Genomic DNA, 26,420 nt, shown 5'->3' on the forward strand with positions numbered 1-26,420 from the left:
CCTATCCGGCCGGGGGTGGTGGCCGGTCCCCCGGTCCGCTCCCCGGACCGCGGCCCAGCAGGATCGCCTCCAGCTCGGCCCGGTCCGGCAGACGGCTCGGACGTACCGTCTCACCTGTGCGTACGTACACGAACGCGGCCTCGACCGACTCCAGCGGAACACCCAGCTGCTCGGCCCAGGCGACCCGGTACACAGCCAGCTGGAGAGGGTCGGCGGTGGCCTGGCGGCCGGTCTTCCAGTCGACGATCTCGTAGGTGGCGAGGGCGCCCTCGCCCTTCTTGTAGATGGCGTCGACCCGGCCCCTGATCACCCGGCCGGCCAGCGTGAGCTGGATCGGGGCCTCGGTGCGGTACGGGGTGCGGGAGGCGTACGGGGTGCGTTCGAAGGCCTCCTTGAGGGCCGCCAGGTCGCGCTCGTCCACGATGTCGGCCTCGCTGTCGTCGGCGCCGGGCAGCTCCTCGGGGCCGAGCATGGGCAGCGGGAGCTCCTCGAAGCGGGACTCCACCCAGGCGTGGAAACGGGTGCCCCGGCGGGCGGCCGGCTGGGGGCGGCGCGGCATGGGACGGGCGAGGTCCCTGGCGAAGCCGTCGGGGTCGGCGGCCAGCCTCAGCAGCTCGGAAGCGGTGAGCGAGGCCGGCACCTCGACCTCGCGGGTGGTGGCGCGGGCCCGGCGGAGCTCGGTGGTGAGCGCCTCCAGGTCGCGGTCCCAGGAGTGCAGGGTGCGGCGGTCCTCGGGGGTCGGCCGGGGCGCCGGGACATGGGCGCGGGCCCGGGCCGGGGCGTGGTCGCGGCCGCCGGGATCGGCGGGGGGCTCGCTGCGGGTGTGCTCGGGCCGGCTTCCGTCGGGCTCGGGCCGGCTTCCGTCGGGCTCGGCGGAGGCGTGCGCGACCGGCGGATCGGCGGAGGGCGACAGCACGGGGGCGGGGCGTTCCGTCGGGAGCGAGTCCCAGTCGTCGGGGAAGGCGGCCGGGTCGATCAACTCGCCTTCTGCGTAAGGGGAGTTGGCAGGGTCACCCCACTCCCCTTCTTCATACGGAGGGAACGCCTCGTCCGGAGGGAACGGCTCCTCCTCTGGGGGCGTGCCCTCGTACGGCGCGCCTCCATGGGGGACGTCCCCGTACTCCGCGCCCTCATAAGAGGGGTGCGCCCCGTCGGAGAAGGCGGGGGTCGGCGTGGCCGCCAGGTGGGCCAGGACCCGCTCGGCGGCCGCGCGGCGGCGGGCCAGGGACTCGGGGTCGAGCGGCAGTGGCCAGGCGTGGTGGGTCGCGGACTCGTGGAGGGCGGGGTTCTCGGTGCCCTCGGCCGGCGCGTCCGCCCACACCTCGATCTCGCCGTGGCCGGCCGCGCAGTGCTCGTACAGGGCGTGCAGGAAGTCGGAGGGGCCGCGCGGCTTCTTCTGGCTGGGGCCCCACCAGTGGCCGGAGCCCAGCAGCAGCGAGCGGGGGCGGGTGAACGTGACGTATCCCAGGCGCAGTTCCTCCGTGTGCTGGTGGTCCTTCATCGCCTCCTTGAACGCCTTGAGGCCCTTCGCGTCCCACTCCGGAACGACCGGGAGCGTCGGCGCGTCACCCCGCAGCGCGTGCGGCAGGACCTTCGCCTGGGACGTCCAGGCCTCCCTCGCCTTGGTGGAGGGGAATGTTCCGGTGACCAGGCCGGGGACCGCGACGACGTCCCACTCCAGGCCCTTGGACTTGTGCGCGGTGAGGACCTTCACCGTGTTCTCGCCGCCGGGCAGCGCGTTGTCCAGGCCCTTCTCGTACTGGGCGGCGGTGCGCAGGAAGCCGAGGAAGGCGAGCAGGGAGGCCTCACCGTCGAGCGCCGCGAAACCGGCCGCCGTGTCGAGGAAGCCGGAGAGCGTCTCGCGGCGGCGGGCGGCCAGGGCGTGCGGGGACGCCGAGAGTTCGACTTCGAGGCCGGTGACGTTCAGGACGCGGTGCAGTACGTCCATGAGCGGGTCGGCCAGTGAGCGGCGCAGGTCGCGCAGTTCGGCGGCGAGGCGGGCGAAGCGGATCCGGGCCTCGGCGGAGAAGGGCAGGCCGTCGTCCTCGGCGCCTTCGAGGAAGGTGTCCAGGGCGTCGGCGAGCGAGATCACCTCGGCCGGGTCGACCCCTTCGACGGCGTCGGCCAGGCGCTGGTCGGGGTCGTCGGAGCCGGCGGGGACGCGGCGCACCAGATCGCGGGCGCGCCGGCCGAGCAGCGCCAGGTCGCGGGGGCCGATGCGCCAGCGCGGGCCGGTCAGGATCCGTACCAGCGGCGCGTTGGCGCCCGGGTCCTGGAGGACTTCGCAGACCGCCACGAGGTCGGCGACCTCGGGCAGGTGGAGCAGCCCGGACAGGCCGACGACCTCGACGGGGACGTCGCGGGCCACCAGCGCGCCCTGGATCCCCGGGAAGTCACCGGCGGTGCGGCACAGGACGGCGATCTCGCCGGGCGCCTTCCCGGTGCGTACCAGGTGGGCGATCGAGTCGGCGAGCCACTCGATCTCCTGCTCGTGGGTGTCGAGCAGGGCGATGCGGACGCCGCCGTCCCGCTCGGCGCCGGGCGCCGGGCGCAGCGCCTCGACGCCTTGGTGCATCGAACGCAGCGGCGCGGCAAGGGAGTTGGCGAGGTCGAGCAGGCGGCCGCCGCTGCGGCGGTTCTCCGAGAGTGCGTATCGGGTGGCGGGCGTGCCGTCGGCGTACGGGAAGTGGCGGGGGAAGTCGTCGAGGTTGGCGACGGAGGCGCCGCGCCAGCCGTAGATGGCCTGGCAGGGGTCGCCGACCGCGGTCACGGCGTGGCCGGTGCCGCCGCCGAAGAGCGCGGCGAGCAGACGGCGCTGGGCGACCGAGGTGTCCTGGTACTCGTCGAGGAGCACCACCTTGAACTGCTCGCGCAGGATCCGGCCGACCTCGGGGTGGGTGAGGGCGAGCTCGGCGGACAGCGCGATCTGGTCGCCGAAATCGAGCAGGTCCCGGCTCTTCTTGGCGGCCCGGTAGCGGGTGGTGAGGTCGAGCAGTTCGAGCCGGGCGGCCGCGGCCTCGGGCACCGCGCGCAGCTCGGCGTTGCTGAGCTTCACGCCGTCCAGGGTGCGCAGCAGTTCCTGGTCGTACGCGGCCAGTCGCTCGGGCTCCACGAGGTGTTCGGCGAGCTCGGCGTCGAGCGCGAGCAGATCGCTGACCAGGGAGGCGAACGACTTCGTCAGTGCCGGATAGGGGCCGGGGGCCTCGCGCAGCACCCGGGCGGCGAGCTGGTAGCGGGTGGCGTCGGCGAGCAGCCGGGAGGTCGGCTCAAGACCTATGCGCAGGCCGTGGTCGGTGAGAAGCCGGCCGGCGAAGGCGTGGTACGTCGAGATGCCGGGCTCGCCCTGCTCGGGCTCGGGGGCGTCGGGGTCGGTGATGCCCGCCCGGATCAGCGCCGTACGCACCCGCTCGGCGAGCTCGCCCGCGGCCTTGTTGGTGAAGGTGAGCCCCAGGACCTGCTCGGCGGCGACCTGTCCGGTCCCCACCAGCCACACGACCCGGGCGGCCATGACGGTGGTCTTCCCGGAGCCGGCTCCGGCCACGATGACCTGCGGGGCGGGCGGGGCGGTGATGCACGCCGTCTGCTCCCGGGTGAAGGGGATGCCGAGGAGCTCTTTGAGCTGCTCGGGGTCGCTGAGGTGGGTGGGCACGTCAGAAAGGGTAGTGGGGGGTGCTGACAATGGGGGGTTCGCGGGGGTTTGCCAGGGCTCCGATCCGGTCCCCCAGATGCCTGCCCGCCCCGTCCCTACTCCACCACCTGCCGTCCCTCCGGCTGGGCCGTGCACGAGGCGCGGAACGTGCAGTGGGTGCAGTGCGTTCCCGGGGTCGGGGTGAACCGTTCGTCCAGGACCTTGCCCGCCGCCGTGGCAAGGAGGTCGCCCACCCACGCTCCCTCCAGGGGGGGCTGGGACTGGACCTTGGGGAAGGCGTCGCCGCCCTCGCGCTTGGGGGCGCTTTGGCGCAGGTGGACCAGTTCGGCGCCGCCGGGCTCGGGGCGGCGGCCGTCGAAGGCCTCGTCCAGGGCGCCCTCGCGCACGGCGAGCTGGTAGACGGCGAGCTGCGGATGGGCGGCCACCTCCGCGGCGGTGGGCGCCTGCTTGCCGGTCTTGAAGTCGACCACGTACGCGCGGCCCTCCACGTCCCGCTCGACACGGTCCATGGAGCCCCGGATACGGACCTCGTACTCGCCCGCCTCCAGGGTCACGTCGAAGCCATGTTCCGTGGCGACGGGGGTGCGGCCCGCGCGGTCCAGGGTGTGCCACTGGAGGAAGCGTTCCAGGGCGGCCCGCGCGTTCTGCTTCTCCTGGACGGACTTCCAGGGCGCGTCGAAGGCGAGCGCGTCCCACACCGAGTCCAGGCGTTCCATCAGGACGGCCAGATCCGCGGGCGTACGGCCCGAGGCCACCTCGTCGGCCAGTACGTGGACGACGTTGCCGAAGCCCTGGGCGGCCGTCGCGGGCGCGTCCGCCTTGACCTCGCGGCCCAGGAACCATTGCAGGGAGCAGGTGTTGGCGAGCTGGTCCAGGGCGCTGCCGGACAGGGCGAGGGGCAGGTCGCGGTCGCGCAGCGGGACCTCCGAGCGGGTCGGCTCGTACAGGCCCCACCAGCGGTGCGGGTGCGCAGCGGGGACCAGCGGGCGGCCCTCGTCGTCGGTGAGCGCGGCCAGGCGTCCCAGACGTTCGGCGGCGGCCTCGCGCAACGCGTCGGAGGCCTGGGGGTCGACGGTGGTGGCGCGCAGTTCGGCGACGAGCGCCGCGACGGCGAGCGGGCGGCGGGGGCGGCCCGTGGTGTCGCGGGGCTCGACGCCCAGCTCGGTGAGGAAGCGGGACGGCTGATCACCGTCGTCGGCCGCGGCCTTGACGGCGGTCACGATCAGCCGGTCCCGGGCGCGCGTGGCCGCCACGTAGAAGAGGCGTCGTTCCTCGGCCAGGAGGGCGCCCGGGGGCAGCGGTTCGGCCAGGCCGTCGCGCCCGATCCGGTCGGCCTCCAGGAGCGAGCCGCGACGGCGCAGATCGGGCCAGAGCCCTTCCTGCACCCCGGCCACCACGACCAGGCTCCACTCCAGGCCCTTGGAGCGGTGGGCGGTCATGAGGCGTACCGCGTCCGGGCGGGCGGCCCGGCGGGTCAGGGTGTCGGCGGCTATGTCCTGCGCGTCGACCTCTTCGAGGAAGTTCAGGGCGCCCCGGCCGCCCGTGCGCTCCTCGGCGCGGGCGGCGGTGTCGAACAGGGCGCAGACCGCGTCGAGGTCGCGGTCGGCGGCCCGGCCGCCCGCGCTGCCGCGCAGCGCGGCCCGCTCCAGGCGCTGCGGCCAGGGCGTGCCGTTCCACAGCTCCCACAGCGCCTCGGCCGCGGTGCCGCCGCCGGCCAGGAGTTCGCGGGCCTTGCGCAGCAGGGTCGCGAGGCGCTGGGCGCCACGGGCGTAGGAGGGGTCGTGGGCGACGAGCCGTTCGGGCTCGGCCAGCGCCCGGGCGAGCAGCACGTCGGAGGGGGCCGGGACCCGCTTGCCCGCGGCCCGCTCCTCGTCGCGCAGGGCCCGGCCCAGACGCCGCAGGTCGGCGGTGTCCATGCCGCCCAGCGGCGAGGCGAGGAGGGTGTGCGCGGTCTCGGGGTCGAGCCAGGCGGAGGGCGTCCCGGTGTCGTCCTCGGGGTCGAGCCAGGCGGGGGGCGTCTCGGTGTCGTCCTCGGGGTCGGGCCACGCGGGAGGCGTCCCCGTGTCGTCCTCGGAGACGTTCTCGGCGTTGCCCGGCGCCGGGTCCGCCGCCGGGCCCCTGTCGGGGTGGACGAGGCTGACCGGCGTGGGCGGCACGGTCGGCGCGGGCGCCCCGTCCGCGCCCTTGAGGGCCGCCCGGGCCACCACCCGCAGCGCCGTCAGGAGCGGCGCCACCGCGGGTTCGTCGCGCAGTGGGGTGTCGGCTCCGGAGGTGTCGACGGGGATGCCGGCGGCGGTCAGGGCGCGGCGCAGCGCGGGGATGGTGCGGGTGCCCGCGCGGACCAGGACCGCCATCTCCCGCCAGGGGACGCCCTCTTCGAGATGGGCGCGGCGCAGCAGGTCCGCGATGTTGTCCTGTTCGGTGGAAGCGGTGGGATACGTGTAGGCCTCCACCCGGCCGCCGGTGCGGGTGGGCCGCAGCTCGCGGTGGGCGCGGACCTGCTCGACGGGCAGCCGCGGCAGCGGCATGCGGCGGGTGAGCAGCCGGGTCGCGTCCAGGAGCACGGTGCCCGAGCGGCGCGAGGTGGTGAGCACCTCGACGGGCGCGGGGCGCTTGTCCGTACGCGGGAAGGTGTCGGGGAAGTCGAGGATGCCGTTGATGTCGGCGCCGCGGAAGGTGTAGATCGACTGGTCCGGGTCGCCGAACGCGACCAGGGTGCGGCCGCCGCCCGCGAGCGCCCGCAGCAGCCGTACCTGCGCCGGGTCGGTGTCCTGGTACTCGTCGACGAAGACGGCGTCGTAGGAGGGCAGCTCGACGCGCTCGGCGAGCAGGACCGCGCGGTGGACGAGTTCCGCGTAGTCCAGGACGCCCTGGAGGTCGAGCACGTCGAGGTATTCGGCGAGGAAGGCGGAGGCCGCCTTCCAGTCCGGGCGGCCCGCGCGCTCGGCGAAGCGGGCCAGGGAGGCGGGGCCCAGGCCCAGTTCGCGGCTGCGGGCGAGCACCGCGCGGACCTCGTCGGCGAAGCCCCGGGTGGTGAGGCAGGCGCGCAGCTCGTCGGGCCAGCTCACATGCGCGAGGCCGGTCCGCTGGAGGTCGATCTGCCCGGCCAGGAGGTCGCGTACGGCCACGTCCTGTTCGGGTCCGGACAGCAGGCGCAGGGGCTCGCGGAACAGCTCCGCATCCTGGTGCGCGCGGACCAGGGCGTAGCAGTAGGAGTGGAAGGTGGTGGCCTGCGGGCTCTTGGCGCCCGCGCCGAGCCGCAGCGCCATGCGGTCGCGCAGTTCCACGGCGGCCTTGCGGCTGAAGGTGAGCACCAGGACGCGCTCGGGGTCCGTGCCGGCCGCCACTCGCGCCGCGACCGCCTCGACCAGGGTGGTGGTCTTGCCGGTGCCGGGCCCCGCGAGCACGAGAAGCGGACCCGAGCGGTGGTCAACCACCCTGCGCTGGGGTGCGTCAAGGAGAGGGGGGTCCACCGGGACCGGCGGGGTTCGCACCAGCCGGTACGCGCCGGGGGTCGCCCGGCGTACCTGCTGGTACGCCGTACGCCCGGTGGAGGAGGAGGAGCTCACGTGGATCGCCGGTCCTGGTGGGTGTGCTGGTCGTGATGGGGGTGATGGGGCTCGCGCGCTCGGCGCGGACCCTCGACGGTACGCCGAACCGTGCCCGAACCGCAGCGAGTCATCCGTACGGTCCTTCGGCTGCCCCCGGCGGCGCCGGATGGCGGAAGCTGTCAGGTATGAGCCGCCCCGCCGCCGTGCCCGCCCTCCGCGCCGACGGAGCCGTGCGAGCCGCCGGAGCCGTGCGCGCTGTTGGCACCGTGCGCGCTATCGGAGCCGTGCGAGCCGCCGGAGCCGTGCGCGCTGTCGGAGCCCTCGCGGCCCTCGGCGCCGTCCCAGCGTGCCCGCCGCATGTCGAGCCGCGGCAGATGGCCCTCGGCGGACCGGCCGGCCTCGCGCAGCGGTGTGGCCTCGTCCCGGTAGTGGTCCAGGGCGCGCAGTTCGTGGCCGGCGAGCAGCACGCCGTCGGAGCGCACCACGCGCCACCAGGGCGCCGCGCCGCCGTAGAGCGCCATGACCCGGCCGACCTGGCGGGGCCCGCCCTCGCCGAGCCATTCCGCCACGTCCCCGTAGGTCATCACCCGTCCGGGCGGGATCCGCTCGGCGACGTCGAGGACCCGTTCCGCGTACTCGGGAAGGGCGAGCGGCGCCTCGCCCGCCCGGTCCGCCCGGTCCCTCTGCTGCTGGCTCATCCGCTCCATCCTGCCGTACGTCACCGACAGTCGCCCCGAGACGGGTCACTTCCGGGCGCAGGGCGGTCGCGGAGCGACAAAGGGGCGCAACTCACACAGCGCACGCCTGGGCAATGCACCCTGATGCCCCCCTGGGATCTCTGGACATGCCACCATCATGCGGGCGGTGAGCGGTGATACGAGACAGAGACAAGTCGGACCAGTCAGCGAAGGAGCGGGGCGTGCAGCCACCCGAGGCGGCGGCGGACAGCACCCCTGGAACGGGGCGTCAGGCCGACCCGTCCGAGGCCTTCGGGCCGGCGGGCGAGGGCGGGACACCCGGCGCGGAACCCGGCCACGCAACCGGATCCGAACCCTCCGCGCACCACGCCCGCCCCGCGGACGCCGAGGGCTCCGAAGCCCCCGACGCCGGCCCCTCGGAGTGCGGCCCGCGCGGTGACGCCCTGTGCGACGACACCCCGGGGTCCATCGAGCGCGTCTCGGTGGACGAGCCGCTGCTGCCCGCACGCGTGCACCGTCCCTCGGATCTGCTCCGGCTGCTCACCGGTGTGCTCGCCATCGCCGTCGTCCTGGCCGTCGCCGCGTTCGCCCACGGCACCACGTCCGGCCTGGAAGACGACATCACCAAGGGCACCACCGGCACCCCGGACGTCCTGATCCGGCTCGCCGGGCTCACCTCCAGCATCGCCGTCCTCGTGCTGCCCGTCGCCTTCGCCATCGAGCGGCTGATCAAACGGGACGGGCTGCGGATCGCCGACGGTGTGCTCGCCGCGGTGCTCGCGCACGGCGTCGCCCTCGCCACCGATCTGTGGGTCGCCAAGTCCGCGCCCGGCTCGATCACCGAGGCGCTGACCCGGGCGTCCTCCTCGGGCGGCCTCACCGACCCCGTGCACGGCTATCTCGCCCCCGTCATCGCCTATATGACGGCCGTCGGCATGGCCCGCAGGCCCCGGTGGCGGGTCGCGCTGTGGGCGGTCCTGCTACTCAACTCCTTCGCGGTGCTGGTCGGCCGGCAGACCACCCCGTTCTCGATCATCGTGACGATCCTGATCGGCTGGACCGTCGCGTACGGCACGCTCTACGCCGTCGGCTCGCCCAATGTGCGGCCCACCGGCCAGACCCTGCTCGCGGGCCTGCGCCACGTCGGCTTCAACCCGGTGACCGCGCTGCGCGCCGAGGACGTACCGGACTCGATGGAACAGGGCGAGCGGGGCCGGCGCTATCTGGTGACCCTGGAGGACGGGCCGCCCCTCGACGTGACGGTGGTCGACCGGGAGCAGCAGGCGCAGGGCTTCTTCTACCGGGTGTGGCGCCGTCTGACGCTGCGCTCCATCACCACCCGCCGCTCGATCCAGTCGCTCAGACAGGCCCTGGAGCAGGAGGCGCTCCTCGCGTACGCGGCCATCGCGGCCGGGGCGAACGCGCCCAAGCTGATCGCCACCTCCGAACTCGGCCCCGACGCCGTGATGCTGGTGTACGAGCACACCGGCGGCCGCTCCCTGGACTCCCTGGAGGACAAGGAGATCACCGACGAACTGCTGCGCGAGACCTGGCGCCAGGTGGAGGCCCTCCAGTCGCGCCGGATCGCGCACCGCAGGCTGGCCGGGGACGCGATCCTGGTGGATCGTTCCGGCAGGGTGATCGTGACCGATCTGCGCGGCGGCGAGATCGCGGCCGGCGACATCGTGCTCCGCATGGACGTCGCCCAACTGCTCACCACCCTCGGCCTGCGCGTCGGCGCCGAGCGCTCGGTGGCCTCCGCGCTCGACGTACTCGGCCCGGACGCGGTCGCCGACAGCCTTCCGCTGCTCCAGCCCATCGCGCTGAGCCGCTCCACCCGCGCGACGCTGCGCAAGCTCGGGCGCGAGCAGGCGCAGCGCGAACGCGAGGCGGTCCTGGAGGCCTCCGACGCAACGAGGGAGGCCAAGGCCGCGGAGGCCGCCGCCGCCAAGGAGGCCGCGGCGCACCCCGAGGCCGTGGCCGCGCCGGACGGCCGCAAGGCGGTCAAGGCCGAGAAGAAGGCCGAGAAGCTGGCCATCGACGAGGCCCTGGACGAGGCGCACGAGGACGATCTGCTCACCCAGATCCGCCACCAGGTGCTGCTGATCCGGCCGCAGGCCCCGGTGGAGCCGGTACGCCTGGAACGCATCAAGATGAAGACGCTGATCAGCTTTGTCGCGGGGGCCTTCGCCGCGTACTTCCTGCTGGTGCAGCTCACCAACATCAAGTTCGGCGATCTGGTCGCCAACGCCCAGTGGGGCTGGGTCGCGGCGGCCGTGCTGTTCTCCGCGCTGTCCTATCCGGCGGCCGCGGCCAGCCTGCTCGGCTTCGTGCCCGAGCGGGTGCCGTTCTGGCGGGCGGTGGTCGCGCAGGTCGCGGGCTCCTTCGTGAAGCTGGTGGCGCCCGCGGCGGTCGGCGGTGTCGCCCTCAACACCCGGTTCCTCCAGCGCGCGGGGGTACGGCCGGGGCTCGCGGTGGCGAGCGTGGGCGCCTCGCAGCTCTTCGGGCTCGCCTCGCACATCTCGCTGCTGCTGATCTTCGGCTATGTGACCGGCACCGAGCAGACCTCGGAGCTGTCGCCGTCCCGCACCGTGATCGCGGGCCTGCTCACGGCGGCCGTGCTGATCCTGGTCGTCACCGCGGTCCCGTTCCTGCGGAAGTTCGTGGTCAGCCGGGTGCGTTCGCTGTTCGCCGGTGTGGTGCCGCGCATGCTGGACGTGCTCCAGCGTCCGCAGAAACTGATCACGGGCATCGGCGGCATGCTGCTCCTGACGGGCGTGTTCGTGATGTGCCTCGACGCGTCGATCCGGGCGTTCGGTACGGGCAGTGACCACACGCTGAGCTACGCGAGCGTGGCGGTGGTCTTCCTGACCGCCAACGCGCTCGGTTCGGCGGCGCCGACGCCGGGTGGTGTCGGCGCGGTCGAGCTGGCGCTGTCCACGGCGCTGACGATCGCGGGCATGACGGCGGAGACGGCGACGTCCGCGGTGCTGCTGTACCGGTTGCTGACGTTCTGGTTGCCTGTGCTGCCGGGGTGGCTGTGCTTCAACTACCTGACCCGAAAGGGCCAGCTGTAACCCCAGCCCGGCCGGAGCCGCGCGCGCAGCTCCCCGTGCCCCTGGCGGCACGTACCCCAGCCACCCCGAAACGCGACCCCTCACCGCGGCCCGCCAGCACCCGTCCGCGCAGTTCCCCGCGCCCCCAACCCCCCTTCGACCCGCGGACCGTGCCCGCGTCTCGCGCAGTTCCCCGCGCCCCTAGCGGCACGTACCGCACCCGCACCGAGCAGTTCACGAAAGCCCCGCGCAACCCAGCGCCCTGAAGGGGCGCGAGGAACTGCGCGACCAGCCACACACAGCCCGCACCCAAAAACCGGCCCAAGGGGCGCGGGGAACTGCGCGAGGAACCACACACGACCCGCACCCCCACGCCCCCCGGAGGGCCCCCTCACAGCACCCCCACCACCACCCCCAACAACCCCACCGAGCAAGCCACCTCGACCGCCCCGACCACCCCCACCCTCAACCCCCGCCCCGGCAGCAGCGCCGCCCGCAGGAGGAAGATCGCGAAGGGGGCCGCCAGCCAGGGGGACAGGGCGGTCACGAAGAGCAGCGCCGCGCAGTGGTAGGCGACCGAAGCCCGGTAGTACGTACGCGAACCCCGCTCCCGGATCATCGTCTTCACATACAGAACCGTCCCCGCGAAATACAACAGACAGGCCAGCGCGGGCCCGAGGCCCGCGCTCCACGGGCCGCCCGACCCCAGCCGCACCGTCACGAGCGGCATCGCGCACGCGGGGACCACCGCCGCCAGGCCGTTGCACAGCGCGCGCTCCCGATTGGCGTACGCGTAAAGGAAGTTGACCCCGACGAACGGGACCGCGCACGCCGCCGCCGGCAGCAGCCAGGGGTACGCCACGGCGAGCGGGAGACCGAGGGCGGCGGCGCCCGCGGCGCAGCAGACCGCCGGGCGGACGTGGCGGCGAGGCGCCTTGGGGGTGCGGCGGATCCGGCTCAGGCGCACCCACTGCTGGGCGTGGTACACCGCGAGGTAGCCGAGCAGCCAGGCCACCAGAAGCGGCACATGCGCCCAGCGCGGTCCGCCCAGGAGGGCCCCGGCGAGGAAGGGAACGGCCAGCATCGCCCACGCCCCGTGCTGGTTCGGCAACCAGCGACCCCGGCCCCGACCCCGACCCCGGCGGACATCGGCCCCACGTGCTCTCCCGCTCACAGCACACCCCCCTTTTCCCATTCCGCAAAGAAATGACCGAAAGTACGAGACCCCGTACCCGCGCGGCGCCTTTCTCATTTTCTCAGCCCCGCTCAGGGACATTTGCGGGATTAGGTCACCGGCCGACGGGACCAAAGTCCCCGGGTTCCAAGAGGCGGCGGGCGTAGGGTCGTTGAAGGCCGTCCGGAGGCGTCCGCATTTCCCGACAGTCCGTCCGGAAAGGCCCGCTCACATTCTTTTTTCCGGGCCCGAGGAGTTTCCCGTGCACAAGAGGACGAGGCCGCAACCGAAGGCGCCGCGCGAAAGCGGCACCGCCGACGCACTGGTGCGGGCGGGCAGCTTCTTCACGCGCGCCGAGGTCTCCGACGACCTGCGCACCGTGCACCGCACGGGCGGGCGGGGCGCCGAGGCGTTCTACCGGGACCGCTGGAGCCACGACAAGGTCGTGTACTCGACGCACGGCGTGAACTGCACCGGTTCGTGCCGCTGGAAGGTGTACGTCAAGGACGGGATCATCACCTGGGAGACCCAGGCGACCGACTACCCCTCCGTCGGACCCGACCGCCCCGAGTACGAGCCGCGCGGCTGCCCGCGTGGCGCCTCCTTCTCCTGGTACAGCTACTCGCCGACCCGGGTCCGCCACCCGCACGTACGCGGCGAGCTCCTCACGATGTACCGCGAGGCCAAGGCGCGCCTGGGCGATCCGGTGCTGGCCTGGGCCGACATCCAGAGCGACCCGGAGCGGCGGCGGGCGTACCAGAGGGCGCGCGGCAAGGGCGGTCTGGTGCGGGCGAGTTGGGAGGAGGCCGTCGAGATCGTCGCGGCCGCCCATGTGCACACCATCAAGGAGCACGGCCCGGACCGGGTCGCGGGCTTCTCCCCCATTCCCGCGATGTCGATGGCCTCGCACGCGGCCGGCGCCCGCTTCCACTCCCTCATCGGCGCTCCGATGCTGTCCTTCTACGACTGGTACGCGGACCTGCCCGTGGCCTCCCCGCAGGTCTTCGGCGACCAGACCGACGTTCCGGAGTCGGGCGACTGGTGGGACGCGGCCTATTTGATGATGTGGGGCTCCAATGTCCCGGTGACGCGTACGCCCGACGCGCACTGGATGACCGAGGCCCGCTATCGCGGCCAGAAAGTAGTCACCGTCTCCCCCGATTTCGCGGACAACACCAAGTTCGCGGACGAGTGGATGCATCCGCACCCGGGAACGGACGGCGCGCTCGCCCTTGCCATGGGCCATGTGATCCTCAAGGAATTCTTCGTGGACCGGCAGACGCCTTTCTTCACGGATTACGTCCGCACCTATACCGATCTGCCGTTCCTGGTCTCCCTCAAGGAAACCGACGAGGGGCTCGTCCCGCACAAGTTCGTCACGGCCGCCGACCTCGGCGAGGACACCGAGAACGCGCGCTGGAAGACCGTCCTCGTCGACGACGTGACCGGCGAACCGACCGTTCCGGGCGGCACGTTGGGCCATCGCTGGGGCAGCACGCCCGAGTGGAACCTGGACCTCGGGGAGGTCGTGCCGCGGCTCACCCTGCTCGGCTCGGGGGAGAGCGCCGAGGTCGTGCTGCCGCGCTTCGAGGAGACCACCGAGGACGCCCCGGGTGTCATACGCCGCGGCGTCCCCGTCCGCCGGATCGGCGGGCGGCCCGTCACCACCGTGTACGACCTGATGCTGGCCCAGTACGGGGTCGGCCGCGAAGGGCTGCCGGGCGTCTGGCCCACCTCGTACGAGGACGCGGGGAGCCCGGGGACGCCCGGCTGGCAGGAGGGCCTCACCTCCGTACCTGCGGCCCAAGTGGCGCGCGTTGCAAGGGAGTTCGCCGAGACGGCGGAGAAGTCCGAGGGGCGCTGCATGATCCTCATGGGCGCCGGCACCAACCACTGGTTCCACTCCGAGACCATCTACCGGGCGTTCCTCGCGCTGCTCACCCTGACCGGCTGCCAGGGCCGCAACGGCGGCGGCTGGGGGCATTACGTCGGACAGGAGAAGTGCCGCCCGGTCACCGGCTGGGCCACCCTGGCGAGCGCCTCCGACTGGACCCGGCCGCCCCGGCACATGATCGGCGCGGGCTGGTTCTATCTCCACACCGACCAGTGGCGCTACGACACACTGCCCACCGAGGCGCTGGCCTCGCCGCTCGGTGACGGCCGCTTCGAGGGCATGACGGGCGCCGACTGCCTGGCGGCCTCGGCCCGGATGGGCTGGATGCCGTCGTACCCGACGTTCGACCGCAATCCGCTGGAGCTCGGCGACGCCGAGGACCCCGTCCGGCATGTGGTGGAGGAGCTGAAGGCGGGGCGGCTCGGCTTCGCGGGCGAGGACCCGGACGCGCCCCGCAACTGGCCGCGCGTCCTGAACGTGTGGCGCGCCAATCTGCTCGGCTCGTCCTCCAAGGGCAACGAGTACTTCCTGAAGCATCTGCTCGGCACCCACTCCAACCTGCCCGACGACGGCCCCCGGTGCGCCCCGCGCGATGTGGCCTGGCGTCCCGAGGATGTCGAGGGCAAGCTCGATCTGCTGCTCTCGATGGACTTCCGGATGACGTCGACGACGCTGCTCAGCGATGTCGTGCTGCCCGCCGCCACCTGGTACGAGAAGCACGACCTGTCCTCCACCGACATGCACCCCTTCCTGCACGCCTTCACCCCGGCCGTGGACCCGCCGTGGCAGGCCTGCTCCGACTATGACGCCTTCCGGGCGCTGGCCGAGCGCTTCGGCGAGCTGGCCGGCGAGCACCTCGGGGTGCGCAGGGACGTGGTCGCCACCGCGCTCCAGCACGACACCCCGGGTGGTGAGATGGCCCAGCCCGGCGGCAACGCGCTCGACTGGTCCAAGGGCGAGTGCGAGCCGGTGCCGGGCCGGACGATGTACAACCTGACGGTCGTCGAGCGGGACTACGGCGCGGTCGGCGAGAAGTTCACCGCGCTCGGGCCGCTGGTGGACGAGCTGGGGGTGACCACGAAGGCGATCACCTTCGACGTCGCCGAGGAGGTCGCGTACCTGGGTGAGAAGAACGGTCGCGTGCGCACGGGAGTCGCCGAGGGCCGACCGCGCCTCGACACCGCCCAGCGCGCCTGCGAGGCGATCCTCTCGCTGTCCGGCACCTCCAACGGGCGCCTGGCGACGCAGGGTTTCGAGACCCTGGAGAAGCGGACCGGGCAGCCCATGGCCCACCTGGCCGCCGAGGCCGAGGGCAAGCGGATCACCTTCGCGGACACCCAGGCGCGGCCGGTTCCGGTGATCACCTCGCCGGAGTGGTCGGGCAGCGAGTCGGGCGGGCGGCGCTACACCGCGTTCACCGTCAACACCGAGCACCTCAAGCCCTGGCACACCCTGACCGGACGCCAGCACTTCTTCCTCGACCACGACTGGATCCACGAGGTCGGCGAGGCGCTGCCCGTCTACAAGCCACCGCTGGACATGCACCGCCTGTACGGGGAGCCGGAGCTCGGCTCCACCGACGGCAAGCAGGTCGCGGTCCGCTACCTCACCCCGCACAACAAGTGGGCGATCCACAGCCAGTACCAGGACAACCTGTACATGATGACGCTCGGCCGGGGCGGCCAGACGATCTGGATGTCGCCGCAGGACGCCGACGCGATCGGCGTGGCGGACAACGACTGGATCGAGGCGGTCAACCGCAACGGCGTGGTCACCGCCCGCGCCATCGTCTCGCACAAGATGCCCGCCGGGACCGTCTACATGAACCATGCGCAGGAGCGCACGGTCGGCGTGCCGAAGACGCAGAAGACCGGCAGGCGTGGCGGGATCCACAACTCACTCACCCGCATCATGCTCAAGCCCACCCATCTGGTGGGCGGCTACGCCCAGTTGACCTGGGCGTTCAACTACCTCGGCCCGACCGGAAACCAGCGCGACGAGGTCACCGTCATCCGCCGCCGCGACCAGAAGGTGGAGTTCTGATGCGCGTCATGGCCCAGATCGCCATGGTCATGAACCTCGACAAGTGCATCGGCTGCCACACCTGCTCGGTCACCTGCAAGCAGGCGTGGACCAACCGGCAGGGCACCGAGTACGTCTGGTTCAACAACGTCGAGACCCTCCCCGGCCAGGGCTATCCGCGTCGCTGGGAGGACCAGGAGAAGTGGAAGGGCGGCTGGGAGCGCGCCCGCTCCGGCAAGCTGCGCCTGCGCGCCGGAAGTCGGCTCAAGCGCCTCGGGCAGGTCTTCGCCAACCCCGAACTCCCCGGGATCGACGACTACTACCAGCCCTGGACGTACGAGTACAAGAACCTCATCGACGCCCCGGCGGGCGACGACCTGCCCGTGGCGCGGCCCGTCTCGGGGCTGACCGGTGAACCCCTCGACACGATCCAGTGGGGCCCGAACTGGGACGACAACCTGGGCGGCGCGCCGCAGCACGCCCCGCGCGACCCCATCGTGGAGAAGATCCGCGACGAGGTCGGCGAGAGGATCCGCTTCGAGTTCGAGCAGAGCTTCATGTTCTATCTGCCGCGGGTGTGCGAGCACTGCCTGAACCCGGCGTGCGTCTCGTCGTGCCCGTCGGGGGCGATGTACAAGCGCGAGGAGGACGGCATCGTCCTGGTCGACCAGGACGCCTGCCGGGGCTGGCGGATGTGTGTGACGGGCTGCCCGTACAAGAAGGTCTACTTCAACCACTCCACCGGCAAGGCAGAGAAGTGCACCTTCTGCTTCCCGCGCATCGAGGTGGGGCTGCCCACCATCTGCTCGGAGACGTGCGTGGGCCGGATGCGCTATCTCGGCGTCATGCTGTACGACGCCGACAAGGTGACCGAGGCGGCCTCGGTGGAGGACGAACACGACCTGTATCCCAGCCAGTTGGAGTGCTTCCTCGATCCCACCGACCCGGCGGTGGTCGCCGCGGCCAAGGCCTCGGGCATCACCCACGAGTGGATCGAGGCGGCCCGGCGCTCCCCCGTGTACGACCTGATCGCCACCTACCAGGTCGCCCTTCCGCTGCATCCGGAGTACCGCACCATGCCGATGGTCTGGTACGTGCCGCCGCTCTCGCCGGTCGTCGAGGCGGTCGCCGCGAGTGGCCACGACGGTGAGGACGCCGGGAACCTGTTCGGCGCGATCGACGCCCTGCGCATCCCGGTGGAGTATCTGGCCGAGCTCCTGACCGCGGGCGACCCCGTCCCGGTGGAGGCGGTCCTGCGCCGGATGGCCGCGATGCGCGCGTACATGCGCCGCGTCAACCTCGGCGAGGACCGGGACGAGTCGATCGCCGCCGCCGTGGGGCTGACCGGCACCGAGATGGAGGACCTGTTCCGGCTGCTCGCGATCGCCAAGTACGAGGACCGCTACGTCGTGCCGAGCGCGGCCCGCGCCGATGCCGACGCGCTCGCCGAGTCCCATCCGCTCGACGACGCCTGCCCGGTCGGCGACGTGACCCCGGGCCGTGTCCTGTTGAACCTCTCCCCCACCCGGAGATCCGCGTGAACGCCGAGAACCCCGAGAACCCCGAGAACCCCGCGAACGCCGAGAGCCCCCAGAACTCAGCCGTCCCGCGGCTGGTCGCGGCCCGCTGTCTGCGCTACCCCGACGAGCTTCTGTACGCCCAACTCCCTCTGCTGCGCACGGCGTTGAGCGAGCACGCGGTCCCGGGCGCCGCGCGGCTCAGGGACTTCGTGGACGTGGTGGCCGCCACCGAGCCGCTGGACCTGGCCGCGCACTACACGTCCACGTTCGACACCCGCAACCGGCGCTGTCTGTATCTGACGTGGTGGGCCGACGGCGACACCCGGCGCCGGGGCCTCTCGCTCGTGCGGCTGAAGCGGATCTACCGCGACCACGGCCTGGAGTTCAGCCACGAGGAGCTCCCCGACTTCCTTCCGGCCGTCCTGGAGTTCGCCGGACGCCACGAGGAGCCCGGCACCCGGCTGCTCCAGGAGCACCGCGCCGGCCTCGAACTGTTGCGGCTCGCCCTGATCGAGGCCGGCACCCCCTACGCCGATGTCCTCGAAGCGGTGTGCGCCACCCTGCCGGGGGCCTCACCCACCACGAAGGCCGAGGCGAAGGCGCTGGCGAAGGCGGGGCCGCCGCGGGAGTCCGTGGGGCTCGAACCGCTCGGCCCGGGTGCCGAGCCGTTCGGCCCGGGTGCCGAGCCGTTCGGGCCCGGCGCCGAACTCCCCTGGCCCGGCTTCCCCGAGAGGAAGGACTCCTGATGGAGCTGTTGCTGTGGGGCGTGCTGCCCTATGTGTCGATCGCCCTGCTGATCGCGGGCGTCTGCTGGCGGGCCCGCTTCGACCGGTTCGGCTGGACCAGCCACTCCAGCCAGGTCCACGAGTCGAAGCTGCTGCGCATCGGTTCGCCGCTCTTCCACTTCGGGATGGCGTTCGTCGTGCTCGGCCATGTGGTGGGTCTGCTGATCCCCCGGAGCTGGACGGACGCGGTGGGGGTCGACGACCACACCTACCATCTGGTCGCCGTGTCGACGGGCGCCCTCGCCGGCCTCGCGGCGGCGGCCGGCATCGGCATCCTGGTCTTCCGCCGGTTCACGGTCCCCGCGGTGCGCCGGGCGACCCTGCGCAGCGACCGCCTGATGTACACGTTCCTGCTCGGCGCGATGGCGCTCGGCCTCACCGCGACGATCCTCAACTCGACCGGCGCGACCGGGGACTACAACTACCGCGAGGGCATCTCGATCTGGTTCCGCTCGCTCTTCACCTTCCAGCCGGACTACCACCTGATGGGCGCGGCCCCGCTCGCCTTCCAGGCACACATCCTGTTCGGCTTCACGCTGTTCGCCCTGATCCCGTACTCGCGTCTGGTGCACATGTTCAGCGCTCCGGTGCGGTACCTGTTCCGCCCGTACGTCGTCTACCGGCGCCGCGATCCGAAGCTGACCGGCAACCGCCAGGACCGGCGCGGCTGGGAGAAGGTGCGATGAGCGGGCGCACTCTCGTCCGCAGGCCCCGGCACGCCCTGGCGGAGCGGCCCTTCATCGTCATCTGGGAGGCCACCCGCGCCTGCCCGCTCGCCTGCCTGCACTGCCGGGCCGAGGCGCGCCCGGACCGCGATCCGGGCGAGCTCGACTCGGTGGACGCCCGGCGTCTGATGGACCAGGTCGCCGCGTTCGGGAGGCCGAGCCCCCTGTTCGTGATCACCGGCGGCGACCCGTTCCAGCGCCCCGACCTCAATGAGCTTGTGGCATACGGGAGTTCGCTGGGCCTGCGGGTCGCGGTGTCGCCGTCGGGCACGCCCACCCTGACCCGCGCGAACCTGACGGCGGTGCGGGACGCGGGCGCGGTGGCGCTCTCCCTCTCGCTCGACGGGTCGACGGCCGAGCGGCACGACGCCTTCCGGGGGGTGGCCGGGGTCTTCGACTGGACCCTGGAGGGGTGGCGCACGGCGCGCGAACTCGGCCTGAAGGTGCAGATCAACACCACCGTCACCCGCGCGTCACTGCCCGACCTCGCCGACGTCGCGGCCCTGGTCAAGCGCGAGGGCGCCATGCTCTGGTCCGGTTTCGTGCTGGTGCCCACCGGGCGCGGCGCCGACCTCGACGCACTGACCCCGCACGAGATCGAGGACGTGCTGCACTTCCTGTACGACTGCGGCTCGGTCATCGCCACCAAGACGACGGAGGGCCACCACTTCCGCAGGGTCGCGCTCCAGCGGGCGATCCTGGCCCGGCACGGCGAAAGCCCCGCGCTGGGGCCGCTTCACCGTCAACTATCCGCCAGGGCCGCCGAGTTGGGGCTCTTCGCGGGCGAGGGGCGCGCGGTGCGCAGGCCTCCGATGGATGTGTCATCGGGCCGGGGCTTCGTCTTCGTCTCGCACACCGGTGAGGTCCACCCCAGCGGCTTCCTGCCCGTCACGGCGGGCAATGTGAAGCACCATCCGCTGACCGAGATCTACCGCGGCTCGGCCCTCTTCACCATGCTGCGCGAGCCGGCCCTGCTGCGCGGTGCGTGCGGGCGCTGCGAGTTCAACTCCGTGTGCGGGGGCTCCCGTTCACGGGCCTACGGGCTGACCGGGGATGTGCTCGCCGCCGACCCGTGGTGTGCGTACGAGCCCGGCAGCTTCCCCCATCAGGACGACCTCCGAGAGCTGGTTCCATGACATCGACACGATCGGTCATCGTCATCGGCGGAGGCATCAGCGGCCTCGCCGCCGCCTGGGAGTTGCGCGGCCGCGCCGAGGTGACGGTCCTGGAGAGCGACGCGCAGGTCGGCGGCAAGCTCCGCACCGGCACGCTCGCCGGGGTCGCCGTCGACGAGGGCGCCGAGTCCGTGATGGCGCTGCGGCCCGAGGCGGTCGAGCTCGCGGAGGCGGTCGGCCTCGGCCGGACCCTGGTCGAGCCCGCCCCCGCCCCGGTGACCGTGTGGACGCGGGACGCGCTGCGCCCGATGCCCGCCGGCCATGTGCTCGGCATCCCGTCCGACCCGGCGGCGCTCGCCGGGACGGGCCTGCTCTCCGACGAGGGCCTGGCCCGCCTGCGCACCGAGCCGGACCGCCCCCCGGCCCCCGTCACCGAGGACGTCGCCATCTCCGCCTACCTCACCGAGCGGATCGGCCGCGAGGCGGTGGACCGCCTGGTGGAGCCGCTGCTCGGCGGCGTGTACGCGGGCAGCACCGACGAGCTGTCCCTGCGCTCGGCGATGCCGGGCGTGGCCGGGATCGCCGAGCGCGGCGAGCCGCTGCTCACCTCGCTGCTCGGCCGCCCGCGCCCCCGGGGCTCCTTCGTGCGCGGCATCGAGGGCGGCACCGGGCGGCTGGCGCTCGCCGTCGCGCGGGCGAGCGGGGCCCGCGTCCTGACGGGCACGACCGTACGGGCCCTGGAACGCACCGCCTCCGGTGGCTGGCGGGTCCAGGCGGTGACCGCGGACGGGCCGCTCCTTCTGACCGCCGACGCGGTGATCCTCGCGGTGCCCGCGTTCGCGGCGGCGGCCCTGCTGCGCCCGCACGCGCCCGCCGTCCACGGCGACCTCGCCGCGATCCCGTACGCGAGCACGGCCGTCCTGACCATGGCGTTCCCCCGTGACCGGACCGGGCTCGGCGCGCTGCCCGGCGGCAACGGCTTCCTGGTGCCACCCGTCGACGGCCGCACGGCGAAGGCGGCCACCTTCCTCTCCACCAAGTGGCGCTGGCAGGCCGCCGCGGCCCCTCATCTCTTCCTGCTGCGCGCCTCGGTGGGCCGGGCCGGCGAGGAGCACCTCCTGGACCGGCCCGACCGCCACCTCCTGCGGACCGCCCTGCACGATCTGCACCACGCGGTCGGCCCGATCGGCGAACCGCTCGCGGCCCGGGTCACCCGCTGGGACCGGGGCCTGCCCCAGTACACGGTCGGCCACGCCGCGCGCCTGGCCCGGATCCGTGCGGGCGTCGCCGCGCTGGCGGGTCTGGAGGTGTGCGGCGCGGCCTACGAGGGCGTCGGCATCGCGGCCTGTGTGGCGACGGGGTCGGCCGCGGCCCGGCGGGTGCTGGAGGGGTCGCGGGCGGTGGTACCCGGCTGAGTCGGCCGCCACCCTTTGGGCCGCCCCGCTCGCGCGCCCCCCGGCCCCCCGCCGCAGGATGGGGGGATGGAAGACCACCGTGCCCCGCGCAAGCGGAACCGGGCCGCCGCGTTCAGCGCCGCCGCCGTACTGCTCGCCGCCGTCGGCTGTTCCGGCGGGGCGAAGGACGAGGGCGGCCTCACCTCCGGCACCGCGGACGCGGCCAAGCTCGCCACCCAGAAGCTGAACTGGACGGCGTGCCCGGCGCCCACCGCGGCCCAGGGCACGGGCTCGGCGCCCTCCGCGCCGCCCGGCGGCGGCGAGTGGAAGTGCGCCACCCTCAAGGCGCCGCTCGACTACGCCGACCCGAAGGCCGGCACCATCGACCTCGCCCTCATCCGCGCCGAGGCCACCGACAAGGGCCGCCGCATCGGCTCGCTCGTCTTCAACTTCGGTGGCCCCGGCGGCTCCGGCGTCACCACCCTGCCCGCCGCGGCGAGCGACTACGCGGCCCTGCGCGCCCGCTACGACCTGGTCAGCTTCGACCCGCGCGGCGTCGGCGCCAGCGCGCCCGTGCGCTGCGAGAACGACTCCCAGCTCGACACCTACTTCTCCCAGGACGCCACCCCCGACGACGCCGCCGAGGAGAAGGCGTACCTGGAGGGCCTCAAGTCGTTCGCCACCGCCTGCCAGGACAACTCCGGCACGGTGCTCCCGCACGTCGGCACCATCAGCGCGGCCCGCGACATGGATCTGCTGCGCCAGGTGCTCGGGGACCAGAAACTGAACTACATGGGGATCTCGTACGGGACCGAACTCGGCGGCGTCTACGCCCACTTGTTCCCGCAGAACGTCGGGCGGGCCGTCTTCGACGCGGTCGTCGACCCCACCAGCGACGTCGAACAGGGCGCGATCGGCCAGGCCAAGGGCTTCCAGCTCGCCCTGGACAACTTCGCCAAGGACTGTGTGGACCGGGGCGACAAGTGCCTGCTGCGCGGCGCGAACGTCAAGGAGGTCGAGGACGTCGTCGTCAAGCTGATCGCCCAGCTCGGCGACAAGCCCATCCCGGCGGGCAACAGCGGCCGGCGGCTCACCGCGACCCAGGCAACCAACGGCATCGCCCAGGCCCTGTACTCCAAGGAGTACTGGCCGCTCCTGGAGCAGGGCGTCGACGAGGCCGAGGGCGGCAACGGCGCGCTGCTGCTGGCGCTCTCGGACGCCATGAACGGGCGCGGCAAGGACGGCACGTACAGCAACATCCAGGCCGCCAACGCGGCCATCAACTGCGCCGATTTCAAACAGCGTTACTCTCTGGAGCAGACCAAGGCGAAGCTGCCCGAGTTCCGCCGGGCCTCGCCCGTCTTCGGCGACTTCATGGCCTGGGGTCTGCTGGGCTGCTCCGCGTGGCCGGTCGCCGGTCAGTGGACCACGCCCGATGTGAGCGCGCCGGGCTCGGCCCCGATCGTGGTCGTCGGCAACACGGGCGACCCGGCGACCCCGTACCAGGGCGCCAAGAACATGGTGGACAAGCTCGGCCCCGGCGTCGGCGTGGAGCTCACCTACAAAGGGCAGGGGCACGGGGCGTACAACAGCGGCGACAAGTGTGTACAGGGCGCGGTGAACGCCTATCTCCTGGAAGGAAAGGTTCCCTCCGCCGGGACCGTTTGCCAGTGACCTGGTGCCGTTCCGGGGCAAGAACGGCCGAGGGGGCCGGCCCGCGCACGTAGTGCGGGCCGGCCCCCTCGGCGCCAGTGACGACAACCCTGCCAGGGGCGCGGGGAACTGCGCGACCAGCCACCGGCGGCCCGCAGTCGACAACCGCGCCTCAGTAAATCGGCTTCTCCGGCTCGATCTGGTTGACCCAGCCGATCACGCCGCCGCCCACGTGCACCGCGTCGGAGAAGCCCGCGGACTTGAGGACCGCGAGGACCTCGGCCGAGCGGACGCCGGTCTTGCAGTGCAGGACGATCCGCTTGTCCTGGGGCAGCGACTCCAGGGCCGTGCCCATCAGGAACTCGTTCTTCGGGATCAGCCGGGCGCCGGGGATCGAGACGATCTCGTACTCGTTCGGCTCGCGGACGTCGATGATCTCGATCTTCTCGTCCCCGTCGATCCACTCCTTGAGCTGCCGGGGAGTGATCGTCGAACCCATGGCCGCTTCCTGGGCCTCCTCGGACACGACGCCGCAGAAGGCCTCGTAGTCGATGAGCTCGGTGACGGTCGGGTTCTCACCGCAGACCGCGCAGTCGGGGTCCTTGCGGACCTTGACCTGGCGGTACTGCATCTCCAGGGCGTCGTAGATCATCAGGCGGCCGACCAGCGGCTCGCCGATGCCCGCGAGGAGCTTGATGGCCTCGTTGACCTGGATGGAGCCGATCGACGCGCACAGCACGCCGAGCACGCCGCCCTCGGCGCAGCTCGGGACCATGCCCGGCGGCGGGGGCTCCGGGTAGAGGCAGCGGTAGCAGGGCCCGTGCTCGGACCAGAAGACCGAGGCCTGGCCGTCGAAGCGGTAGATCGAACCCCAGACGTACGGCTTGTTCAGCAGCACGCAGGCGTCGTTCACCAGGTAGCGGGTCGCGAAGTTGTCCGTGCCGTCGACGATCAGGTCGTACTGGCTGAAGATGTCCATCACGTTGTCGGCTTCGAGCCGCTCTTCGTGCAGGACCACGTTCACGTACGGGTTGATGCCGAGGACGGAGTCACGCGCGGACTGCGCCTTGGAGCGGCCGATGTCGGCCTGGCTGTGGATGATCTGGCGCTGGAGGTTCGACTCGTCGACCTCGTCGAACTCGACGATGCCGAGCGTGCCGACACCGGCGGCCGCCAGGTACATCAGGGCCGGGGAGCCGAGGCCGCCGGCGCCCACGGCGAGCACCTTGGCGTTCTTCAGCCGCTTCTGCCCGTCCATCCCGACGTCGGGGATGATCAGGTGGCGCGAATACCTGCGGACCTCGTCTACGGTGAGCTCAGCTGCTGGCTCGACCAGGGGTGGCAGCGACACGAGAACCTCAATTACGCAGTCGGTCGGTAAGTCAGTACGGTTGTTCTCCCCCGTAACACTGCCACGGCCCTTCTCATTCCGAGATACCCGGTCCGATCCGCGAGACGATTTCGTCCCAGTAGCCGGGCAGTGTCTCGAATGGATCGACAGGTCCCTTTCGTTCCTTGGCCCGGTCGGCGCGGTCCGTGAAGAAGATCGTGCCCGCGCCCTGCCAGCGGGCGATCCGCAGCGCCTCCTCCAGATGTGTCCTCGGCACCCCGTGCACCAGATGGCAGAAGCGCTCGGCCGGGTAGTCGGCGGTCCACTCGGCCACCTGCGACCAGCGGTAGTCGCGCCAGGGCCCGGCATACGTGATGAGCTGGTCGGCCGCCTCGGCGTAGCCGGGGTACGGATGCGTGCCGTGTCCGAACACGAGGTGCGCGTCGTCCCGCAGCGCCCGCAGGGTGTCGGCGGTACGCCGCATGTCGGAAAGCGCGTCTCGCTCTGCGGGACAGCGGTCCAGGAGGAAGCCGTCGACCCGGTACCAGTCGAGGTAGCGGTGCGCCTCGGAGATCCGCTCCCCGAAGGCACGTGTGCCGTACGCCGTGTCGAGATGGCCGAGCACCCGGATCCCCGCGTTGCGGAGCCTGCCGACCGCTTCGAGGCAGTGCGGGTCGGGGCGGCTGCCGGGGCCGCCCGGGGTGCCGCCGCTCACATTGAGGACGGCCCAGTGCAACGGCGTTCCGGGACGGGTGAGTTCGGCCCACTCGACCGGGGCGACCAGGGGGTGCGCGTAGCCGGGCACCCCCAGGCCCAGCCGGTCGGCGGCGGGGGCCGTGCGCTGTCCCGTGGGGCGGCGGATCAGATGCGGCATGCCGCCTCCATCCAGATGTCGGCGAGCGACTCCTCCAGATTGATCCTGGGCCGCCAGCCGAGCCGGTCCCGCGCGGTGCGCACATCGGCCTGCTGCCAGCTTCCGCAGCCGTCGGGGTAGGGGGACGGCGCCGCGAGGTGCTCCAGCGCGGCCTCGCCCGAGCGCGGGGAGCCGATGAGGCCGGGGCGCATGACGGGCGGCCCGTCGAGCTCGTGCAGGGCGCCCGCGTAGCCAGCGACCCTGGCGAGCACGGCGGCCGCGTCGCGCAGCTTCACCGAGCGTCCGGTGCCGATGTTGACCACGCCCTGGGCGGCCGAGAGCGAGGCGGCGTGGACGGCTCGCGCCACATCGCGCACGTCGACGAAGTCGCGCTGGACGCCGAGCCCGCCGAGCTTCAGTTCGCCGTCGCCGGACTGCATGGCGCGCCGCATCGCCTCCGCGAGCCGGCCGAGCGGCGAGCCCGCGGGGGTGCCGGGGCCGACGGGCGAGAAGACGCGCAGCACGATCGCGTCGAGCCCGGAGCCGAGGACGAGCTCGGTCGCGGCGAGTTTGGAGACGCCGTACGGTCCACCGGGGCGGGGCACCGCGTCCTCGGCGGTGGAGGAACCGGGCTGCGAGGGCCCGTACTCCGAGGCGCAGCCGATCTGCACGAGCCGGGCGCCGCAGCCGCTGCGGCGCAGCGCCTCGCAGACGGTGGCGACGGCCACGGTGTTGTGCCGGGTCAGCTCGCGGGCGCCGCCCCGGGTGGCCCCGGCGCAGTTCACGACGACTCCGGGGTGCACGGCGTCCAGGAAGCGGGTCAGCGCTCCGGGGCTGCCGGTGGCGAGGTCGAACCGTACGTCGGCGTCGTCGCCGCGCCCGAGGGCGGTGAGCTGCACGGCCGGGTCGGCGAGCAGGCGGTCGGCCACGAACCGGCCGAGGTATCCGTTGGCTCCGAGCAGCAGCACCCTCATCGCGCGGTCCTTCCGAGCGGGCGGCGG

15 protein-coding genes are annotated in these 26,420 nt (G+C 72.8%); 8 read left to right on the forward strand and 7 right to left on the reverse strand.

Translation table 11 applies throughout. From position 1 onward, the window contains the following. Position 1: 1 nt before the first annotated feature. The 3 genes from N4G70_RS19335 to N4G70_RS19345 all read right to left on the reverse strand — a co-directional run bounded on the left by N4G70_RS19335 (position 2) and on the right by N4G70_RS19345 (position 7,898). Positions 2 to 3,649 carry a UvrD-helicase domain-containing protein gene (locus N4G70_RS19335; RefSeq protein WP_261713914.1) on the reverse strand — a complete coding sequence of 1,216 codons (3,648 nt, stop codon included), beginning with the start codon at positions 3,647 to 3,649 and terminating at the stop codon, positions 2 to 4. A gap of 95 nt (positions 3,650 to 3,744) precedes the next feature. Next, complete coding sequence (locus N4G70_RS19340; RefSeq protein WP_261713915.1) at positions 3,745 to 7,218, reverse strand: ATP-dependent DNA helicase; 3,474 nt, start codon at positions 7,216 to 7,218, stop codon at positions 3,745 to 3,747. Between the two features lie 161 nt (positions 7,219 to 7,379). After that, complete coding sequence (locus N4G70_RS19345; RefSeq protein ID WP_261713916.1) at positions 7,380 to 7,898, reverse strand: MGMT family protein; 519 nt, start codon at positions 7,896 to 7,898, stop codon at positions 7,380 to 7,382. Positions 7,899 to 8,119: 221 nt separating this feature from the next. On the opposite strand from N4G70_RS19345, the gene N4G70_RS19350 reads away from it, so the two are divergent. Continuing rightward, complete coding sequence (locus N4G70_RS19350; protein WP_261713917.1) at positions 8,120 to 10,975, forward strand: lysylphosphatidylglycerol synthase transmembrane domain-containing protein; 2,856 nt, start codon at positions 8,120 to 8,122, stop codon at positions 10,973 to 10,975. Between the two features lie 370 nt (positions 10,976 to 11,345). Here N4G70_RS19350 and N4G70_RS19355 read toward each other — a convergent pair whose 3' ends face one another. Then, the gene (locus N4G70_RS19355; RefSeq protein ID WP_261713918.1) at positions 11,346 to 12,149 is read right to left on the reverse strand and encodes a YwiC-like family protein; all 804 of its coding nucleotides are present in this window, start codon (positions 12,147 to 12,149) and stop codon (positions 11,346 to 11,348) included. Between the two features lie 241 nt (positions 12,150 to 12,390). On the opposite strand from N4G70_RS19355, the gene N4G70_RS19360 reads away from it, so the two are divergent. The 7 genes from N4G70_RS19360 to N4G70_RS19390 all read left to right on the forward strand — a co-directional run bounded on the left by N4G70_RS19360 (position 12,391) and on the right by N4G70_RS19390 (position 23,257). After that, positions 12,391 to 16,065 (forward strand): nitrate reductase subunit alpha, encoded by a 3,675-nt coding sequence (locus tag N4G70_RS19360; RefSeq protein WP_261713919.1) that lies wholly within the window; start codon positions 12,391 to 12,393, stop codon positions 16,063 to 16,065. Further along, the gene (narH, locus tag N4G70_RS19365; RefSeq protein ID WP_261713920.1) at positions 16,065 to 17,585 is read left to right on the forward strand and encodes a nitrate reductase subunit beta; all 1,521 of its coding nucleotides are present in this window, start codon (positions 16,065 to 16,067) and stop codon (positions 17,583 to 17,585) included. The genes N4G70_RS19360 and narH overlap by 1 nt, the downstream gene beginning before the upstream one ends. Beyond that, on the forward strand, positions 17,582 to 18,310 hold the full coding sequence (gene narJ, locus N4G70_RS19370) for a nitrate reductase molybdenum cofactor assembly chaperone (RefSeq protein WP_261713921.1): 729 nt from the start codon (positions 17,582 to 17,584) through the stop codon (positions 18,308 to 18,310). The genes narH and narJ overlap by 4 nt, the downstream gene beginning before the upstream one ends. Further along, a complete protein-coding gene (gene narI, locus N4G70_RS19375; protein ID WP_261713922.1) occupies positions 18,310 to 19,035 on the forward strand; it encodes a respiratory nitrate reductase subunit gamma in 726 nt (241 codons plus the stop codon). Before narJ ends, narI begins: the two co-directional genes overlap by 1 nt. Then, positions 19,032 to 20,210 carry a TIGR04053 family radical SAM/SPASM domain-containing protein gene (locus tag N4G70_RS19380; RefSeq protein WP_261713923.1) on the forward strand — a complete coding sequence of 393 codons (1,179 nt, stop codon included), beginning with the start codon at positions 19,032 to 19,034 and terminating at the stop codon, positions 20,208 to 20,210. The genes narI and N4G70_RS19380 overlap by 4 nt, the downstream gene beginning before the upstream one ends. Beyond that, a complete protein-coding gene (hemG, locus tag N4G70_RS19385) occupies positions 20,207 to 21,604 on the forward strand; it encodes a protoporphyrinogen oxidase (RefSeq protein WP_261713924.1) in 1,398 nt (465 codons plus the stop codon). The genes N4G70_RS19380 and hemG overlap by 4 nt, the downstream gene beginning before the upstream one ends. 66 nt (positions 21,605 to 21,670) lie before the next feature. Beyond that, a complete protein-coding gene (locus N4G70_RS19390) occupies positions 21,671 to 23,257 on the forward strand; it encodes an alpha/beta hydrolase (protein ID WP_261713925.1) in 1,587 nt (528 codons plus the stop codon). 151 nt (positions 23,258 to 23,408) lie between these two features. Here N4G70_RS19390 and moeZ read toward each other — a convergent pair whose 3' ends face one another. The 3 genes from moeZ to N4G70_RS19405 form a co-directional block, all read right to left on the reverse strand. Beyond that, positions 23,409 to 24,587 carry an adenylyltransferase/sulfurtransferase MoeZ gene (gene moeZ, locus N4G70_RS19395; RefSeq protein ID WP_261713926.1) on the reverse strand — a complete coding sequence of 393 codons (1,179 nt, stop codon included), beginning with the start codon at positions 24,585 to 24,587 and terminating at the stop codon, positions 23,409 to 23,411. A gap of 73 nt (positions 24,588 to 24,660) precedes the next feature. Further along, the gene (locus N4G70_RS19400; protein ID WP_261713927.1) at positions 24,661 to 25,440 is read right to left on the reverse strand and encodes a spherulation-specific family 4 protein; all 780 of its coding nucleotides are present in this window, start codon (positions 25,438 to 25,440) and stop codon (positions 24,661 to 24,663) included. Then, positions 25,428 to 26,393 carry an NAD(P)-dependent oxidoreductase gene (locus tag N4G70_RS19405; RefSeq protein WP_261713928.1) on the reverse strand — a complete coding sequence of 322 codons (966 nt, stop codon included), beginning with the start codon at positions 26,391 to 26,393 and terminating at the stop codon, positions 25,428 to 25,430. Before N4G70_RS19405 ends, N4G70_RS19400 begins: the two co-directional genes overlap by 13 nt. Positions 26,394 to 26,420 lie beyond the last annotated feature (27 nt).

The sequence above is a fragment of the Streptomyces sp. ASQP_92 genome (genome assembly GCF_025399895.1).
Classification (GTDB): domain Bacteria; phylum Actinomycetota; class Actinomycetes; order Streptomycetales; family Streptomycetaceae; genus Streptomyces.